This window comes from Alphaproteobacteria bacterium, assembly GCA_017308135.1.
Taxonomy (GTDB): domain Bacteria; phylum Pseudomonadota; class Alphaproteobacteria; order CACIAM-22H2; family CACIAM-22H2; genus Tagaea.
Window position 1 is genome coordinate 703,134 of the sequence record JAFKFM010000006.1, and the last position, 16,612, is coordinate 719,745.

The 16,612-nt window shown below is 62.7% G+C and carries 22 protein-coding genes; 9 read left to right on the forward strand and 13 right to left on the reverse strand.

The genetic code is table 11. The features are described from left to right. Positions 1-16 precede the first annotated feature (16 nt). The 3 genes from J0H39_03755 to J0H39_03765 all read right to left on the reverse strand — a co-directional run bounded on the left by J0H39_03755 (position 17) and on the right by J0H39_03765 (position 3,232). A complete protein-coding gene (locus tag J0H39_03755; GenBank protein MBN9495848.1) occupies positions 17-496 on the reverse strand; it encodes a hypothetical protein in 480 nt (159 codons plus the stop codon). Between the two features lie 9 nt (positions 497-505). Further along, positions 506-2,569 (reverse strand): hypothetical protein, encoded by a 2,064-nt coding sequence (locus J0H39_03760; protein MBN9495849.1) that lies wholly within the window; start codon positions 2,567-2,569, stop codon positions 506-508. A gap of 111 nt (positions 2,570-2,680) precedes the next feature. After that, positions 2,681-3,232 carry a hypothetical protein gene (locus tag J0H39_03765; protein ID MBN9495850.1) on the reverse strand — a complete coding sequence of 184 codons (552 nt, stop codon included), beginning with the start codon at positions 3,230-3,232 and terminating at the stop codon, positions 2,681-2,683. 71 nt (positions 3,233-3,303) lie between these two features. On the opposite strand from J0H39_03765, the gene J0H39_03770 reads away from it, so the two are divergent. The 4 genes from J0H39_03770 to J0H39_03785 are packed head-to-tail and all read left to right on the forward strand — an operon-like array spanning position 3,304 to position 6,961. Then, positions 3,304-4,275 carry a threonine dehydratase gene (locus J0H39_03770; GenBank protein ID MBN9495851.1) on the forward strand — a complete coding sequence of 324 codons (972 nt, stop codon included), beginning with the start codon at positions 3,304-3,306 and terminating at the stop codon, positions 4,273-4,275. Continuing rightward, positions 4,272-4,976, forward strand: coding sequence for an alanyl-tRNA editing protein (locus J0H39_03775; protein MBN9495852.1), 705 nt, complete (start codon positions 4,272-4,274; stop codon positions 4,974-4,976). The genes J0H39_03770 and J0H39_03775 overlap by 4 nt, the downstream gene beginning before the upstream one ends. Before the next feature lie 48 nt (positions 4,977-5,024). Beyond that, entirely contained in the window at positions 5,025-6,242 is a 1,218-nt protein-coding gene (locus J0H39_03780) for a pentapeptide repeat-containing protein (GenBank protein MBN9495853.1), read from the forward strand. After that, complete coding sequence (locus J0H39_03785; GenBank protein ID MBN9495854.1) at positions 6,239-6,961, forward strand: DUF3298 domain-containing protein; 723 nt, start codon at positions 6,239-6,241, stop codon at positions 6,959-6,961. Before J0H39_03780 ends, J0H39_03785 begins: the two co-directional genes overlap by 4 nt. Here the strand turns inward: J0H39_03785 and J0H39_03790 are convergent. The 3 genes from J0H39_03790 to J0H39_03800 form a co-directional block, all read right to left on the reverse strand. Next, complete coding sequence (locus J0H39_03790; GenBank protein MBN9495855.1) at positions 6,958-7,602, reverse strand: ABC transporter ATP-binding protein; 645 nt, start codon at positions 7,600-7,602, stop codon at positions 6,958-6,960. The two genes, J0H39_03785 and J0H39_03790, sit on opposite strands and share 4 nt — an antisense overlap. Beyond that, a complete protein-coding gene (locus J0H39_03795) occupies positions 7,590-8,264 on the reverse strand; it encodes an ABC transporter permease (GenBank protein ID MBN9495856.1) in 675 nt (224 codons plus the stop codon). The genes J0H39_03790 and J0H39_03795 overlap by 13 nt, the downstream gene beginning before the upstream one ends. 65 nt (positions 8,265-8,329) lie before the next feature. Further along, positions 8,330-9,301, reverse strand: coding sequence for an ABC transporter substrate-binding protein (locus tag J0H39_03800; protein MBN9495857.1), 972 nt, complete (start codon positions 9,299-9,301; stop codon positions 8,330-8,332). An 87-nt stretch (positions 9,302-9,388) separates the two neighbouring features. On the opposite strand from J0H39_03800, the gene J0H39_03805 reads away from it, so the two are divergent. The 5 genes from J0H39_03805 to J0H39_03825 all read left to right on the forward strand — a co-directional run bounded on the left by J0H39_03805 (position 9,389) and on the right by J0H39_03825 (position 13,165). Then, on the forward strand, positions 9,389-10,690 hold the full coding sequence (locus J0H39_03805; protein MBN9495858.1) for a sorbosone dehydrogenase family protein: 1,302 nt from the start codon (positions 9,389-9,391) through the stop codon (positions 10,688-10,690). A gap of 290 nt (positions 10,691-10,980) precedes the next feature. Next, the gene (locus tag J0H39_03810; protein ID MBN9495859.1) at positions 10,981-11,268 is read left to right on the forward strand and encodes a hypothetical protein; all 288 of its coding nucleotides are present in this window, start codon (positions 10,981-10,983) and stop codon (positions 11,266-11,268) included. Between the two features lie 175 nt (positions 11,269-11,443). Continuing rightward, positions 11,444-11,689 (forward strand): hypothetical protein, encoded by a 246-nt coding sequence (locus tag J0H39_03815; GenBank protein MBN9495860.1) that lies wholly within the window; start codon positions 11,444-11,446, stop codon positions 11,687-11,689. Between the two features lie 364 nt (positions 11,690-12,053). Beyond that, complete coding sequence (locus J0H39_03820; GenBank protein ID MBN9495861.1) at positions 12,054-12,236, forward strand: hypothetical protein; 183 nt, start codon at positions 12,054-12,056, stop codon at positions 12,234-12,236. After that, the gene (locus tag J0H39_03825; GenBank protein ID MBN9495862.1) at positions 12,236-13,165 is read left to right on the forward strand and encodes a hypothetical protein; all 930 of its coding nucleotides are present in this window, start codon (positions 12,236-12,238) and stop codon (positions 13,163-13,165) included. Before J0H39_03820 ends, J0H39_03825 begins: the two co-directional genes overlap by 1 nt. A gap of 73 nt (positions 13,166-13,238) precedes the next feature. Here the strand turns inward: J0H39_03825 and J0H39_03830 are convergent, their stop codons facing one another. The 7 genes from J0H39_03830 to J0H39_03860 all read right to left on the reverse strand — a co-directional run bounded on the left by J0H39_03830 (position 13,239) and on the right by J0H39_03860 (position 16,602). After that, positions 13,239-13,496 carry a hypothetical protein gene (locus J0H39_03830; GenBank protein ID MBN9495863.1) on the reverse strand — a complete coding sequence of 86 codons (258 nt, stop codon included), beginning with the start codon at positions 13,494-13,496 and terminating at the stop codon, positions 13,239-13,241. After that, the gene (locus tag J0H39_03835; GenBank protein ID MBN9495864.1) at positions 13,493-13,675 is read right to left on the reverse strand and encodes a DUF2158 domain-containing protein; all 183 of its coding nucleotides are present in this window, start codon (positions 13,673-13,675) and stop codon (positions 13,493-13,495) included. Before J0H39_03835 ends, J0H39_03830 begins: the two co-directional genes overlap by 4 nt. An 86-nt stretch (positions 13,676-13,761) precedes the next feature. After that, a complete protein-coding gene (locus J0H39_03840) occupies positions 13,762-13,977 on the reverse strand; it encodes a hypothetical protein (protein ID MBN9495865.1) in 216 nt (71 codons plus the stop codon). 30 nt (positions 13,978-14,007) lie between these two features. After that, positions 14,008-14,649: a hypothetical protein gene (locus J0H39_03845; protein MBN9495866.1), complete on the reverse strand. Its 642-nt coding sequence runs from the start codon at positions 14,647-14,649 to the stop codon at positions 14,008-14,010. A 602-nt stretch (positions 14,650-15,251) separates the two neighbouring features. Continuing rightward, positions 15,252-15,566 carry a hypothetical protein gene (locus tag J0H39_03850; GenBank protein ID MBN9495867.1) on the reverse strand — a complete coding sequence of 105 codons (315 nt, stop codon included), beginning with the start codon at positions 15,564-15,566 and terminating at the stop codon, positions 15,252-15,254. Beyond that, a complete protein-coding gene (locus J0H39_03855; protein MBN9495868.1) occupies positions 15,529-15,843 on the reverse strand; it encodes a hypothetical protein in 315 nt (104 codons plus the stop codon). Before J0H39_03855 ends, J0H39_03850 begins: the two co-directional genes overlap by 38 nt. A 39-nt stretch (positions 15,844-15,882) precedes the next feature. After that, a complete protein-coding gene (locus J0H39_03860) occupies positions 15,883-16,602 on the reverse strand; it encodes a hypothetical protein (protein MBN9495869.1) in 720 nt (239 codons plus the stop codon). Between the last annotated feature and the right edge of the window lie 10 nt (positions 16,603-16,612).

Genomic DNA, 16,612 nt, shown 5'->3' on the forward strand with positions numbered 1-16,612 from the left:
AGGCAAGTTGCCGTGCCTAGCGAATCTCGTCCTTGTTCGAAAAGTCGAGCTGGACCGAGGCGACGTTGGAGCCCCATTCCTCGACCAGCGCTTGCTGGCGTTCGCCCAGGCGCCGGTTTTCGCGCTCTTCTTCGACCTTCGCCATATAGCGCACCAGCATCGGCACGCCGTAATAAAGCGTGACGCCGAGCAGCGCGCCCAGGAACGGCCACATATAGGCGTTCAGGGTCCACAGCGGCGTGAAGCGCATATAGCCCACGACCGACAGCAGCACGAAGGGCAGGGCGCCCGCGAGATTGAGCGAGCCCACCGCGAACACGCCGCGCTGTTCGGGGTCGTCGTCCATCATCAGCATGGCGAGGGTGGGCAAGCTGGCGATCAACAAATAGACCGCCGTCGTCGGCTGCGTCACCAGCAAGGCGAGGAAGATCAGCGCCGCCCCCGACCAAGCGGCGGGCAGAAGTTTCGTAAGCGAGGAGCGCGGAACGATCGCCATGATGCGACGCTAACCCAAATGCAACGCGAGCACGACGAAGAACAGCGCCAGAGCCAGCGAGCCCGCCGCCAGCGCCGCCGATTCGCGGCCGCGATAGATCGCCTGGCGCGCGCGGTCGATCATCACGAGATCGGCCTTGGAAAGTTTTTCGGTCGCGTTGGCGTATTCGGTTTTGGCCGCCCCGAAGCCGCGTTGATCGGCCTCCAGCCCCACCTTGTCGTCGACCAAGCGCACGAGCTCGCGCAGATCGCCCGCGATGATCGCGGCTTCCGCCTTGCTGCGGATCAATTCCTTGGTCGCGATGCGCTGATAGCGCTCGAGCGTGGGCCGCACCAGCCCGGCGCATTCGCGCGCGAGATTGGGCAGTGACCCGACGAGATAGGTTTCCTGCAATTCGGCGAGCAGGCGCAACGCGGCCAGGCGCGTTTCCTCGTCCGCCGCACCGCCGGCAAGGCCGCGCAACGCGTTCTCGTCGGCCGAAACGCGCGCGGCGAGGAAGGCGGGCACATGCCGGTCGAAGCCGCGATTGGCGCCGTCCTGATCCTCCAATGCGCGATCGATCTCGGGCAGCAGATCGCCCGCCGTCTCGACCCAGCCATCGACGCTGAGCGGCGACAAGCACGGCATGCGCGGATCGAGTTCGTAAAGGCAGCGTTCGAGGCCCGCACCCACGACCGGCTCGTTCGCCCAGCGCCCCAAACGTTCGAAAGCGTTGAGGCGGCGGGTCGAGGATTTCTGGTTGGGATTCGCGGTCTTCTGCGCGTCGGCCCATTCGAGATGCAGGCTTGCGCGGATCGCCGCGTCGATCGCGGGCAGCATCTGGCGGTCGGCGGTGAAGGCGCGGCCCAAGGCGGCGGCGATCCCGTCGGGCCGGAACGCATAGCCGGACACGCGCAACGGCCCCGTGGGATCGAGGGCGAGGCACGCGCGCGCCACCAGCGGCCCGTCGCCGTCGCGCGAGGCGGGGCTGCCGGGGCCGGACATCGCTTCGATCTTGCGCGAGGCGGTGTCGTCGGGATAGGCGCGGCGCGCCCAATCGCGCAACAGGCCGGTGCGCAAAATCGCGGCGGCGGGTTGCGGGTTCTTGCCCATCGCGATCGCGATTTCGCGGCCCGTGCGCAGCAGCTTGCCTTCGAACAGGAAGGGCTCGCGCGCTTTGGCCGGCATGGTGAAGCGCGGCAATTGCGGGCGCGAGCCTTCGGCCCATTTGGCGAGGGTGGCCAGCGACCAGCGCTCGTTCGGGTCGTCGCACAACAGCCCGCGCAGCAGATCGTACATCTCGGTCGGCGGATTGTATTTGCCGGCGAGCGCATCCCAGCTGCCGAGTTCCATCCGCTTTTCGAGAATCTGTTCGTCGGTCAGATCGGCCAGCGGCCATTCGCCGCGCAGCAACGCCAGCACCGTGACGCCCAGCGAGAACAGATCGTCGCCCGCACTGCCAAGCCCTTTGCCGTAGGGATCGCAGATCGCCATTTCCAGCGTTTCGCACACGGCGGGCTGCAGCATGCCGGCGGGGCCGACCGTCGCGGGACCCAACGTCAGGCGCGTTTTGCCGTAATCGTACCAAAACACGTTGTCGGGCCGGATCGCGCGATGCGACACGCCGCGCCGGTTATATTCGGTCAGCGCCTGGGCGGCCGGGATCACGAACATGCGCGCGAGCAGGCGCGAATCCAGCGGTTCGATCCGCTTGCCCTTGCGCAGCAGCGGCGGCCCGGCCGGGGTTTCGTAGACCATCGCGAAACGCTGCGCGCCGTCGGGCCAGGTGACGGGCCCCGCTTCCAGCAGCTTCACCACGCCCGCATGCTCGTAGGTGCGGATTTGCGCGCAAGCGCCCACGCGCGGCAATTGCTCGGGGCGCGCGACCAACGCCACGCAGGCCGTATCGGGGCGCGTGGAATCGCTGGCGGCGAAGGCTTCGGCCAGCGGGCTTGCCATATCCAGAACGGTTTGGGTCGGGTGGATCTTGATCCGATCGCCCAGCGTCACGGATTCGCGGCCGCCCAGGGCGGCGCGCAAGCCCGCTTCGACGGCGCCGACCGTCGCTTCCGCCAATTCGCCGTCGTCGGCCATGAACCCCGAACACCCTTCCCGGCCGCGCGAACGCGGCCTTGGGTATGGAGTTTCACGCCTGGGGCGCCGGGGTCAAGGGCCGGATTGAGGGCGGGCGTCAGGCGGTGGGGGTCAAGACGACGCGGGCTCGGCCGGTTCGGCGGGATCCACCATCGGGGTCAATTCCAGCAAAGCCGGGGCCTTGTCGATGATCTCCCGCAGAATTTTCTCCGCGAGATCCAGATCGTGTCCCGTATCGCCCGGCAATTGTCCCACGAAAGGCGGGCGCGACAGCGTGTTTTTCAGGTTGTAGATCGACCGCAGCTCGCGCAGGAAAACGTCCTTCGCGCCCAGCGGCAATTCCTTCTGGTTGGCGACCGCGCCGATCAGCTCGATCGACGCCTTCAACATTCGCGTCATCGCATGGACGCGCGCGGTCAGCAGCCTGCCTTCGAACCCGGCGCGCGCCGCGTCGTCGGTGATTTTCTTGATCCGGTATTCGATCAGGATGCAGAAGCCGTCGAAATCCGACGCGGCGTCCGAGAACACCTTGTAGGCGGCGAAGGACGAATGCGCGACGCCGCTTTTGGCCTGGGCGATCGCCTCGTCGATGGCGAGAGATTTCTCGTCCAAGGCGCCCAGAAAGCGTTCGGCTTCGGCGGCGGGGTTGACAGTACGGGCCATGGCCTCAAAGGTGGCGAAAGGACGATATCCGCTTCTCTTAAACGCAGTCGATTAAACGACGATTAATCCTGATGGCGCAATTCACCCTGACCGAACTCGACGCGGCCGCGACGCTTTTGCATCGCGCGATACCGCCCACGCCCCAATATCATTGGCCGCTGCTCAGCGCGCGTGCGGGCGCCGAGATATGGGTGAAGCACGAAAATCACACGCCTGTCGGCGCCTTCAAGGTGCGCGGCGGGATTTTGCACATGGCCGACCTCGCCGCCGCCAAGCCCGGTTTGCCGGGCGTGATTTCGGCGACGCGCGGCAATCATGGCCAATCGATCGCTTTCGGGGCGGCGCGCGCGGGACTGAAGGCGACGATCGTCGTGCCGCACGGCAATTCCGTCGAAAAGAACGCCGCGATGCGCGCTTTGGGCGCCGAGCTGGTCGAACACGGGCACGATTTCCAGGCGGCGCTGGAACACGCGCGCGAACTGGCTTCGTCGCGCGGGCTGCATTTCGTCGGCTCGTTCCTGCCGGATCTGGTGCGCGGTGTGTCGACCTATGCGCTCGAATTCTTCCGGGCCGCGCCTGCGCTCGACCGCGTTTATGTGCCGATCGGGTTGGGCTCGGGCATTTGCGGCGTGATCGCCGCGCGCGATGCGTTGGGATTGAAGACCGAAGTGATCGGCGTGGTCGCGGAAAACGCACCCGCCTACGCGCTGTCGTTCGAAGCGCATAAGTCCGTCTCGACCAACACGGCCGACACGCTGGCCGACGGCATGGCGTGCCGCGTGCCCGTCGATGGCGCGCTGGAGATCATCTGGAAGGGAGCCGCGCGCATCGTGCGCGTTTCCGAAGCGCAGATCGAAGCGGCGATGCGCGCCTATTTCTCCGACACGCATAACGTCGCCGAAGGCGCGGGGGCGGCGGGGCTTGCGGCGGCCCTGGCCGAGAAGCCAATCAACGCCGGCAAGCGGATCGGGTTGATCCTGTCCGGCGGCAATGTCGACCGCGCGATGTTCGCGCGCATTCTTTCGCAAAAGGACGAAGCATGACCCGGGAGCTGTTCCGCGAGGATTCCTATCTCAAATCCTGCCGCGCGCGCGTGGTCGCGGCCGGGCCCGAGGGCGTCGTGCTCGACCAGACGGTGTTCTATCCGATGGGCGGCGGCCAGCCGGGCGACACGGGAACGCTGATTTTTGACGACGGCCAGCGCCTCGCGGTGACCGACACGCGCAAAGGCGAAGCGGGGATCGTGCATCTTCTCGCCCCCGGTTCGGAAGCCCCGGCGGTGGGCAGCGAACTGACCGCCGAGATCGATTGGGATCGCCGCCACCGCCACATGCGCATGCACACGAGTTTGCATTTGCTCTGCGCCGTCATCCCGGCAGGCGTCACCGGCGGGCAGATCGGGGCGGAGCGTTCGCGTTTGGATTTCGATCCCGGCGAGGTCGTGTTCGACAAGGACAAGATCGAGGCCGAGATCAACCGCCTGATCGGCGAGGATCATCACGTGGCGCCGCGCTGGATCGACGAGGCCGAGCTCGACGCCAAGCCCGATCTGGTGCGCACCATGTCGGTCAAGCCGCCGCGCGGTGCTGGCAAGATCCGCTTGCTCGATATCGCGAATGTGGATTTGCAGCCCTGCGGCGGGACACATGTCGCCCGGACCGGCGAAATCGGCCGCGTGGCGGTCGAAAAGATCGAAAGCAAAGGTAAACGCAATCGCCGGGTCGTTTTGGCCTTACACGATTAGGATTTGGAATAGCTTGCGCGCATTGCCCCGCATGCTTAACTAGGGGCGATGATCCCCGCCGAAACCCTTAAAACCATTCTGGTCGGCCATTCCGCTTTCCTGTTCGGAAAGCAGGGCGGCAAGCGCGCGGATATGCGCGGGCTGGATTTGCTGGGTCTCAAACTGAACGGTGTCAATCTTTCCGCCGCGTTGCTGGGCGACGCGCGCGTTGCGGAATGCGAATTGATCGGCTGCGACCTGTCGGACGCCGACGCGTTCTGCGCCGATTTCGGCACTGCGACGATGGTCGGCTGCGATCTGCGCCGTTTCGACGGGCGCGGGTCGAATTTCGCCAATGCCAAGCTGTCGGCTTGCGATTTGCGCAATGCGGATTTCCGGCCGGGTAAATCGGTCAAGATGTCCAGCGACCCGGAACGCAAATCGACATTCGACGGCGCCACGTTCGACGGCGTCGATATGGGCAAGGCGAAGCTCGATAACGCCAGTTTCGACAACGCGAGTTTCGCGTCGTCCAGCTTCGTCGATGCGGAAATGAACGGGGCGAGCTTCGCGGGCGCGGATTTGACCGGCTGCGATTTGTCGGGCGCGCGCCTCGCCAACGCCAATTTCCGGGGTGCGGCATTATGCGGCACGCGCATGGCCGGCTGCGACCTTCGCGGGGCGACGCTGACGGGTGCGAATGTCGCGGGCGCGTCGTTCGACGGTTCCAATATGGATCAGGCGAAGATGCCGATGCCTGCCGAAGGCACGGTGCCGCCCGATTCGCTGAAGGTGATGGTGCGCAACCACGCCGATTGGATGCGCTCGGGCGGGCGCGTGGGGGCGCGCGCCGCTTTCGCCGGCCTCGGCCTGCAAGGGGCCGATCTGGTCGGCGCCGATTTGTCGGGCGCCGCCTTCGACGGCGCGGATTTGTCGGGCGCCTCGCTGATGGGCGCACGGCTCGTGCTCGCGACCTTCATCAAGGTGCGGCTCGACGGCGCCATTCTCGACAACGCCGATCTCTCGGGGGCGGTGTTGATGGGCGCTTCGCTGCGCGGGGCGAAGCTGCGCAAGGCGATCCTGTTTCCCGCCGACATCATCGGCAAGGACGGCAAGCCGTCGGGCCGCAAGATCGCGACCAACCTCACCGATTGCGATCTGCGCGCGGCCGATTTCTCGGGCGCCGATCTGCGCTTCGCGCGTCTGCTGAACGCCAAAACGACGGCCGCGAAGTTCGCGGGCGCCAAGCTCGATCAGGCCGAATTGCCGCCGGGCACGAAAACGTGATCTTCCGCGCGGGGCTTGCCGCCGCGCTGGTTTTATTTGCCGCCACCTCAAGCGCGCAAACCCCGCCTTCGATCGTCGAATGGGTCGCGATTCGCCACGCCGACAAGGTGGGCGAATACGAATTCTCCGTCGAAATCGACTACCCGCGCTTCCGCGCCCCCGGCATCGACTTCACGGAAGTGAACGAAGCCTATCGGCGCGAGGCGCAAGCCGCCGAGGCCGAAGCGCTCGACGCCTTCGCCGATCAGCGCGACGACGAATATTTCCGCGGCTGGGAAACGTTGCAGCGCGGCGCGGCCGTCCAAGCGGGCACGCAAGCGATCGGCGTTCGTTTGCTCGTTTGGGCCTATACCGGCGGGGCGCACGGCAATGGCGGCACGCTGTGTTCGCTGGTCGATCTGCGCAGCGGGAAATCCGCCAAGCCCGGCGATGTTTTCGCGGGCGACGATTGGCGCGAAAAACTTGTGCCGCGCGTCGATAGCGGTTTGCGGCGCTTGTTCAAAACCAAGCCCGGCTTCAGCGATGCCGTGCCGCGCGAAGAATTGCTCGAAGCGCTCAAGGCCGATACGCGCTTCTGCTGGGGCGAAGCCGCGCTGACGATCGTGTTCGATCCCTACGAAGTCGGCCCCTATGCGCACGGCATGTATGAAGTCGTATTGCCTTACGCGAACCTTGCCGCCCTGCTGCGCAAAGACGGAACGGTGAAGCTCGGGCGTTAGCCGCGTGGCGCCTGCACGCCGATCTCGGCCACGATGCGCGAAGGCGCGCCGCCGAGTTCGAGAATGCGATCGGCCAGGCTTTTGGCTTCGGCGCGATCATGCGTGACCAGCAGCATCGCGATCGGCTTCGCGCGCCACGCGGCCAGTACGAGATCGCGGCTTTGCGCCGCCATGTCCGCATCGAGCGAGACAAAGGGCTCGTCGAGCAACACGAGGTCGGGCGATACGGCGAAGGCGCGGGCGATCGAAGCGCGCCGCGCCATGCCGAGCGACAGCGTGCCCGGATAGGCATCGGCAAAGGGCAGCAAGCCGAGTGTGTTCAGTAGATCGTCGGCGAGCGTGTCGTCCGGCATTTCTTGCGCGAGGCGCAGGTTCTCGCGCACCGTGCGCCAGGGCAGCAAGCGCGGCTCCTGAAACACGGTGCCGATGCGTGGAGCATGGCCGCCGGGCCATTCCAAGTTACCGTCGACGTCGCGCTCCAACCCGCCGGCGATGCGCAGCAGCGTCGTCTTGCCGCAACCGGACGGGCCGACGATCGCGACGATCTCGCGCGCCCCAAGTTCGAGGTCGATCGCCCCCAGCACCTTTCGCGTGCCGAACGCTTTGCCGGCAAGGCGCAGGCGCAAGATCACGTCCGCCATTTCGCGACCCGTCTTTCGAGCGGCTGGAACGCCGCCCATTCGATGATCTGTACCACCAGCACGAAGGCGAGCGCGTAGGCGAGGATCGCGGTGACGTCGAAAAGCTGGAAATGGATTTGGATCTGGAAGCCGACCCCGTTGCTGCGGCCCAGCAGTTCGACGACCAGCACGATCTTCCAGATCAACGCGAGGCCCGAGCGCGCCGCCGCGACGATATAGGGGGCGAGCTGCGGCAGGATTACGTGCTGCAGCACGCGCAAGCGGGGCATGCGGAAGCTGCGCGCCATTTCCATCAACGCGGGATCAAGCGCGCGGCTGCCTTCGCGCAACGTGACTGCCGTGTTCGGCAGCTTGTTGAGCGCCACGGCGCCGATCGCGGCGGCCTCGGTCAAGCCGAACCACACATAGATCAGCACGATCAGCACCAGGGCCGGCATGTTCAGCAGCAGCGTCACCGCGCTGTCGAGGGCGGCATCCAAACGACGCCAGCGCCCCATCGCGATGCCCAAAGCGCTGCCCAGAAAAAGCGTCAGCGTGAAAGCGGCGGCGACGCGCGCCAGCGTGATGCCGAGATGGTACGGCAACGTGCCATCCGCCGACAGGCGAATCATTTCGGCGGCGACGTCGCTGAAGCTCGGCAGCAGGCGGTTATTCGCCAGCATCGCGCCCACCTGCCACAGCGCAACGAAGCCCAGCGTGGAAGCGAGCCTTGTGGGCAGGCTGTTCGTCACGCGCTTTCCCGCCACTCGACAGGCCAAAACGTGCCCGGCGGCACGGATGTCGCCGGGCCGACCAAAGCGGGCCCGCCGATGCGCGCGAGCAGCGCATAGAGCTTCGACGCGGCGTCGCGTTCCTCCGTGCGCCATTGGCGCGGCATGCCGGCGCGATACCAATCGCGCAGTTTGAGAAGCTCGGCCTCGTCGGCCGCATTGGTCAACGGGCGCAAACGCCGCCATTCGTCGTCGGATCGCGCGAGGATGCCCCGCGCTTGGCGCGACGCGGCAAGGAAGCCCGCGAGCGTCTCGCGATTGTGTTCGGCCCACGCGGTCGAGAAGGTGTAGCCGAGATAGGGCACGCCGGTGCCAATACCCAGCTCCGCGACCGCATCCTCCACCGCCATCACGCGGCGCGCACCCGCCGCCTCGGCGCGCGCGGCGAAGGGCCAGAAGGTCAGCACCGCATCGAGGCGGCCGAGTTTCATCTGCTCGGCGAGCAGCGAGGGTGCGGCGAAGCTGCGCTCGGTCGCGGTGTCGAGATCGATCCCGAGGCGATCCTTGGCGTAGGCGCGCAAGATCAGCCAGCTTTTGTCGAGCGGCGAACCCGCGATGCCGAGCCGCTTGCCGACAAGGTCGGCGACTCTGCGCACCGGCGACGCGTCGGGGGCGATCAACGCGCCGACGGCGTTGGAGAAGGGCACGAAGCTCCAATCCGCACCGGTGGCGCGCTGGCGCGCGACCCACATCCAATCGACGACGATCGCGTCGACCTGGCCCGCTTGCAGCGCGATCTGTGCGGCTTGCGGTGCGGCCAATTCCTGCGGCGCGACGGCCGCCAAGCCGTGCGTGCGGATCACGTCGATCTCCCACGACACCGTGCCGAAGCGCAGCACGCCGACCCGGATAGCGGGCGCGGCGCGGACGATATTGGGGCGTAAAGTGGCGGCGAGAAGAAGGGCCGAGAAGCGGCGGCGGGCGAGCATGCGGTCGCTATTCCAGAAAGATAATATCAATGGTACCAACCCGTTCCCGCCAATGCCAGCGGGGCCAAGACTCGGGAGAGGGCGTCGATGAGCTTTTCCAGCATGTTCGCGCGTGTAGTTGCACTTGTCGGCGGCGGTGCGGTGGCGCTGCGGCGGCTGCGCGATGGGGATCCGACTCCGGCCTGGGGCAGTGCGCCCGCAATCCCTGCGGCCAAACCGCAAGGCGCCGTGCCGACCTTGAAGATGCCGACCGCGCAAGGCTGGGCGCCGGGCCAAGTGCCGATGGCCGCCCCGGGTTTGAAGGTGAACGCCTTCGCGCGCAACCTTGATCATCCGCGCTGGATCTACTGCTTGCCGAACGGCGACGTGCTGATCGCGGAGTCCAGCACCGTGCCGGGCCCGGTGAAGACCGTGTTCGGCCTTGCCACGCGCGCCACCATGCAGCGTGCGGGGGCCATCGTGCCCAGCGCCAACCGCATCACGCGCCTGCGCGACGCCGACGGCGACGGTGTCGCCGAAATCCAAGCGCCGTTCATGGAAGGGCTGAACCAGCCTTTCGGCATGGCGCTGCTCGGCGACACGTTCTATGTCGGCAACACCGATGGCGTGATGGCCTTCCCCTATGTGAAGGACGCCACGCGCATCGACGCGCCCGGCAAGCGCATCGCGACCTTCAAGCCCGGCGGGCATTGGACGCGCAGCCTGCTGCCCAGCCAAGACGGCAAGTTGCTTTATGCGGGCGTGGGCTCGCTCACCAATATCGCCGACGAAGGCATGGAAGCCGAGGAAGGCCGCGCCGCGATCCATGTGATCGACCTCGCGACCGGGTCGAGCCGCATTTTCGCCGGCGGTTTGCGCAATGCCGTGGGCATGGCGTGGGAGCCGACGACCGGCAAGCTGTGGACCGTGGTCAACGAGCGCGACGGTTTGGGCGACGAAACGCCGCCCGATTATCTGACCTCGGTGACCGAGGGCGGATTCTATGGCTGGCCCTATAGCTATTGGGACCGCATCGTCGACGACCGCGTGCCGCAAAATCCCGAATTGGTCGCGCGTTCGATCACGCCGGATTTCGCGCTGGGCGGGCATACCGCCTCGCTCGGCCTGTGCTGGATGCCGGCGGGAACGCTGCCGGGTTTCCCCGACGGCATGGTGATCGGCCAGCACGGCTCGTGGAATCGCAGCAAGCTCAGCGGCTACAAGGTCGTGTTCGTGCCGTTCGAAAACGGCAAGCCGTCGGGCCCGTCGCGCGACATTTTGTGGGGCTTCCTGGCGCCGGACGAAAGCGTGTCCTACGGCCGCCCGGTGGGCGTGACGCTCGGCCCCGATAATTCGCTGCTGATGGCCGACGACGTCGGCAACGTCATCTGGCGCGTGACGGCGGCGTAGGGCGACGGGGATGATTGCGGGCTAGTTTTGCTGTCATGTGCCGCCAGAACGTTCGATAGATGGGCTCGACGCGGCAGGGTCAGCTATTCCAGCACTATCCGATTTCGGGATCAGTTTTTTATATTTTTCTTGTACCTAGTTTTCGAAAGTGATTTTGGCTTGACTGACGGATTGGCTGAAAAATCCGTTAAAGCCTTTGCCCCATTGTCAATTTTACGCTTTACCCCTTGCGCAGCGGCGGCGCGGCGCCATGTCTAATAATACGAGGGCTTATAATAAGGAATTTCGCCATGTATCGCGTTCCTAAGCCGGTAGCTTTCGGTTTGGCCACCGGCCTGTTCATCGGCGTCCCGGTCCATCTCTACTCCACGACTCCGAGCTATGCGACGGAGAAGCCAAGCGACCGTGAGTTTCCGTTTGAGGTGTTCACTGGGATCGGCGGTTCTACCGTTTCCAGCGTCTCGCTTCTCGCCCATACAACGGTCGAGGTTTTGAATACGGTCCAGGGTGAGGCTTCCGACGCCACAAACTGGCCGGCTTATGCGTTTCTCGTCGAAAAGCCTGGATTTAAGCCATAGCGACTAGGCATCGATTGTCCAAAGCCCCGCTTGCAAATGACCGGAAGCGGGCACTTATCCACAATTTTCTGAGTGGTGCTGTCAGTCAGCACAGTTACGCTCAACGACTCCGAGCGCGTTGAAAAACATTTGGCGCGTCCCCTACCCTTGAACACATCCAAGGGAGGTCAATGTCATGAGTTCAATCAGCGTCCAGTGCGGTCACGTGACGCGCCAACTTCTGAAAAACGGAGGTAGGCTGACAGGAACTGTCAAAGAGTTCGCTCTTGGCGTTATCGGCGATCCGATTGGTGAAAGCGAGAATGCCAAGTTCTGCAGAGGCATGGCCGACAAGCTAAAGGCAGATCAGCCGCTCAGCGATTATGAGCAGCATTTTCTAGTCGATGTACTGCTTCTGCACGAGCGGTTGGGTGCGAGATAGTCTTGTAGTAGCGGCAGATGCGGACAGGGTGGGATTGAAAATCCGCGCTGAAGGCGCGGATTTTTCCTCGCTGTCGCTCGGACTTCGCTAACCAAGGGTTCGTTCACCGAACCCAGACAGCACTACGCCCGAGCCCCCGGTTTGGGGGCTCGGGCGTAGTGGCGGACAGGGTGTCCGCCAGATTTATAATAATATCATTTAAATATCAGATAATTAGCATTTCGTGATTCTAGCGATCCACAAGTCGATCCACAATTTAGCTTGTGATGCAAGGCGACAGTCGGAGACGGCTTGCAACCCTGCCATTCGCCACCGGCCTAGGGCAAAATTCATCCTAGCCAATCGCGGGAGTCGGGGAAACGCCATGCCGCGTCGTCGTAAGCCGGTCGTCGTCTACGAGGGAAAGCCGCGCAAGGGCGTGCCCTACGAAGATGGCATGGCGGAGTTTGTCGAGAACGAGCCGCCGGGTCCGCACGACTATCAGGTCGGCGTCGAGGAATGGCCGGGGGAGAACAAGGCCGCCCCACCGCGAAAGCGGGATCGCTGATGGCGTCCAAATTCGTGCATCAGACAACAGAGACAATGACCGATTGGGCATCAACGGTGTGTGAGGTTGCCGTGTGGTTTTGGGAATGGCTCGGTTCTGCGCTCAACAGTAATTTCTCGACTTCAGCGATTGGTTCCCTTGCCGGTGCTGCTGGAGGTGCATATGCAATCCAGCGCATCGGCGACAAGGCGAAGGCGCGAGAAGAAATTGAGAAGCAGATTGGTCACTCAAACTCGGCGACATTGTTAGCATCCGATGCCCTCAACGTATTTTTTGCACTCAAAAGTCAACACACCATACCGCTCTTAAAACGATATAGAGCGGTGCTAACCGCGCACGCGGCGTTCATAGAGGGAATTTCGAAAGGGACTATTGCTAAGAATACTGTATTTGAGCCCCAGCTTGATCTTCATCAACTCGAAGAAATCTATGAGGGCATGGTTGACCCATTGGTCAGCGTGATTAGTAAAGATTTAAAAGCTCCGGGACAGTTGGTCCTAATGGCAGGAGCCCTGCGTCGTTGTGTTGAGCAGCTTAGAACCGCAATTCTTAAGCGCAACAAATTGATCGATGAATGGTCAAAGGAAATTGTCCAACCGAACTTTTCGAAAGTTCAACTGTATCTCGGCATCAAAAATGCGGGGGGCCATCAAAGTACCGTTTATCCATCGTATATGACGACGATAGAGAAATCGTTAGATGACTGCATTTGGTTCACAAAGACGCTGAGTGACTTGTTGCAGGCTTATGGTCGTCAAATGCAATCAAAGTACGGAAGGAAGAAGCCTGCGTGGCTGAAACTTGGCCGCGAGCGCCCGAAGGTTACTGGGGTAAACTTGGTTGATGGTCACGAGGCGTTGGTACCATCATCAGTCGGTTTTGAAGATTGGGTGCGATCTATCGAGGGGCTATTCAATGAGAAAAAGTAGAATCACTTTTCTAGCCTAACTTTGTCCCTCAACTAGCCATCGGGCGATTCAATCCGTACACAGCAACATTCGCTTATTGTTGCCGTCCAGGCTGATCCGTTTCCAATCGACGACGCCAGAACTTTTCGGCGCGCTCGTATACGGCTTCTGGCGTCAAGCGATTGAAGATCACCAATACATTTTTGCCGACGCATAGATTGGAGTTTTTATCGAAGTACGCGAGGCGTTCATCGGACAACTGAAACAGGTGGCTTGCGGCGGCCTCCTGATACAGGAAGCCGACGGTTTCATACTCTTGAAGCATCCAATGCGCGGCTTCTTCTTCAGTCATTTTTTTTGGAGAGCGACGTAAGGCTTGAGAGTGTATTCCTCAAAGTACGCGCTATCCTTCGATGCACCTTTAAACCATTCGCAAAAATAACCCCCTGTTGGACCGATCCCAGCAACCGTCATAGCGGGTCCGCCAGATTTAAGCTGAACAATATCTCCAAGCTTGAACACATTAGCCATTGTTTGCCTCCGACTCGGTTGCAACTATCCAACAACCTTTGACGAATTGTGGACTACTTTCAACCTTACCTTCGTCGGTTTCAAAACTATGATCGGTGGCAAGCCCATTTACCCGCCACGTGATCGAAGCGGCACGTCGCGATCTTCTTGCCGCTGCGCCGGTCGAAGCATTCGTAGATCGTTCTCCATGTCGCCCGGCATTCGTTCGGGGCATCCGTCGCCAAAACAGGCGGCGGCGTATCGGCTGCGAGCGTCGGTGTAGCGATTAGCGCAACCAATGCCAAGGCGATGAACCGGATCATGGGCCTGAGTCTAAGGCGGCCTAGGACTCGCTAGGAAGGGCGAGCGAGACGCCTGGGCTTGGCTTGAGGCGGAAGACGGCGACGTTGGGCTTCTCGCGTTAACTTGGGATCGGGAGCGGGTGGTTGGGAAACACCGATACCCGATAGGCGTTGGTGGCGAAAAAGATCGCCATTAATCTTCGATATCTCTGCGGCAACTGCCTTTAAATCGTTAAGAGAGATATCACGAATCTTGACGAGATTTGCGGATCGATAAACCAATAAACCTAAAGGGTCACCCTGACCGGCATACTGTCCGTGAACGATTTCATCCCTCTTGGTTTTAATTATTTTTGCACGAGAAGAAATATCGATAACTTTTTCAAGCGCGGGTCCGGACCCAAATACAAGTTGGGCAAGGCGTCGCCAGTTCCGAGTTCGGTTAGCGAAGGGCCTCATAAAGTTTACTTCGAAACCGGCGGCGGCCGGATGTTTCAAAAGTGCCGAAATATCTTCATCGATGCTGCTTTCGAGATAACCCCATTGTACCGCGACTAGCCCAATAGCTCGTAAGTGCGCATTCGAGGGCGGGAGAATCAAATCAAGGGCATGTGGCTTTTTTTTCATGGCCAATAAAAAGAATAATTTGAGCGAGAGGCGAGGTCGTCGACCAAATGCGCGATGCGTCGACAACTAGGCTAATTAGGCTCTTTACAAGAGATCGAGCCGCATGATTCTGTTCCCAAGACGAAGGGCGGTGAGCCTAAGCCCACCGCCCCCAACCAAGATAAGTAAGCGAGTTTGCAGCCCTCTTACTTATCCTTCTTCGGGTCGGTCTTGATGGTCTCAACAACGTGGGTCTTCCACTTTAGCTGAGCCGTCTTGACCGGCACGAAACGCCCGTCTTCGGCGTTACGGCCAATTTTGATCTTCGCCATTCCAATCACCTCCCTTCTCGGGGTTGACCCCGCGCCTTTCAGGGAACAACTCGAAAAGTACGTGTTGGATAACGAATCGAATTTAGCCGCAACCATAAGCATTGCCGATTCCAGGCTTCGGTTCAAGTCTGGGGCAGGTGGACCATTGAAGGAGTGGCCGCCCGGCGCAGAGTTCGTCGCGGACGCCACAGCTAGCCCGACTGACGCGCTAGTCACCCACCAGGGTGGTGCCCCCATTCCTGTTCGATCATTGACACGGCCGAACCCAGATCGGGGGCCAAGGCGAGATCGGGGATCAGGGTGGGCATCGTCTTGTTCATCGACTCGCGCTGTGTGCGGCAAAGTGCGTTCAACTTTTCAACGATGAGCCCCCAGTTTTTCAGGGTTGTCGGCTTTGTCGAGAACGCGGGATGTGGCGGCGACCCGCGCCAGCCGATGCAGGCGCCCCAGTAATTCGCGCTGCGCGCCGGTCGCAGCACCTTCGATCTCCGCCTCCCAGGCCGCCGCGTCATAGGGCACGGTCGGAAGCACGCCACCATTCCGCTCCGCGATGGCCGCGAGACGCGAATCGAAAATCTCGCAGGCAGACGGCCCGGGCGGGATCAGCGCGGCCTTCCGGGCGGCGGCCTGGGCTTCAAGCCGAGAAATGCGGTTGGCGATCTTGGCGGTCATTGGTGATCTCCAGAGCTTCGAGGCGCTCGATACGGGCTTCCAGCGTGGCGGTTTCCAGCGCGCCGCGCACGACGTTCAAGACGAAGGCGAGCTTCGCCGCATCGGCGGCTCGGATGCGGCCCTGGCGCGCGGCACGGTAGAGGCGGGAAGCCTCTTCCGCGACGTTCCCAAGCGACGCCAGAGGCCCAACGCGGACGGCGCGAGGGCGGGGGGTGGGGGTACCCCCGCTATTGACCTTCGCGGCCCCGCTATTGCTGGATTTCTTCGTCTTAGCCATATGCAGCGTAAGCCCCTTTCGCGGGCCGTTTTGTGGTCGCTAAGCGCGCTTCGCCCGCTCTTTGGCGAGCAGCCAGCGGCGGTACTCGTCCTGGGAGTGTTCCCAGGCCAGCCCAAGCGCCCGCTCTTTGGTGAGGCTGGGATCGGCGTTGCGGAGCTTGCGCGCGACGGCTTCGATCTTCGCCTCGATCTCCGCAATCTCCGCCCTCGCGCGCTTCGCATCGTCCAGGGCCGCGAGCGCTTCACCTTCGCCTTTCGCGACCGGCCGCGAGGCAACGCCATGCGCGGCGCGATAGCGGACATAGAGGCCGGCATCGAGTTCCAGCGCCCGCGCATAGCTTTGCGCGAAGGTCAGGCCGGGGTTTTCCGCCTGCACACGGCGCGCAAGCGCATCGATCTCGGCTTCGATCCCGGCGCGCGTGTTGGCCGCCGCTTCAGGCGTGCTGGGGCCAGAAGAGCGCCCGGCCTCGCGATCTTGCGCGGCCCGGTGCTCGGCATAGAGGCGGTTCACTTCAGGATCGTTACCGGCCCGCGCCCAAGCTTCCGAGATCGTTTCGCCGGGCTTGCGCATGCCCTGCACCTTTTCGCTGATCTCGACGGCGATGCTCGAAGAGGAACGCGGGGTTTCAATGCGGCGAAGCGGGATCGTCGGCGCAGCCTTCGCAATCGGCGTGCGCCAACGCCAGCGGCGTTTGTCGATCTTCGCGTGAAGATCAGGGGCATCGCGTTCAAGCACTTCCAAAAAGCTCATGGCAGTCATTTGATTTTCT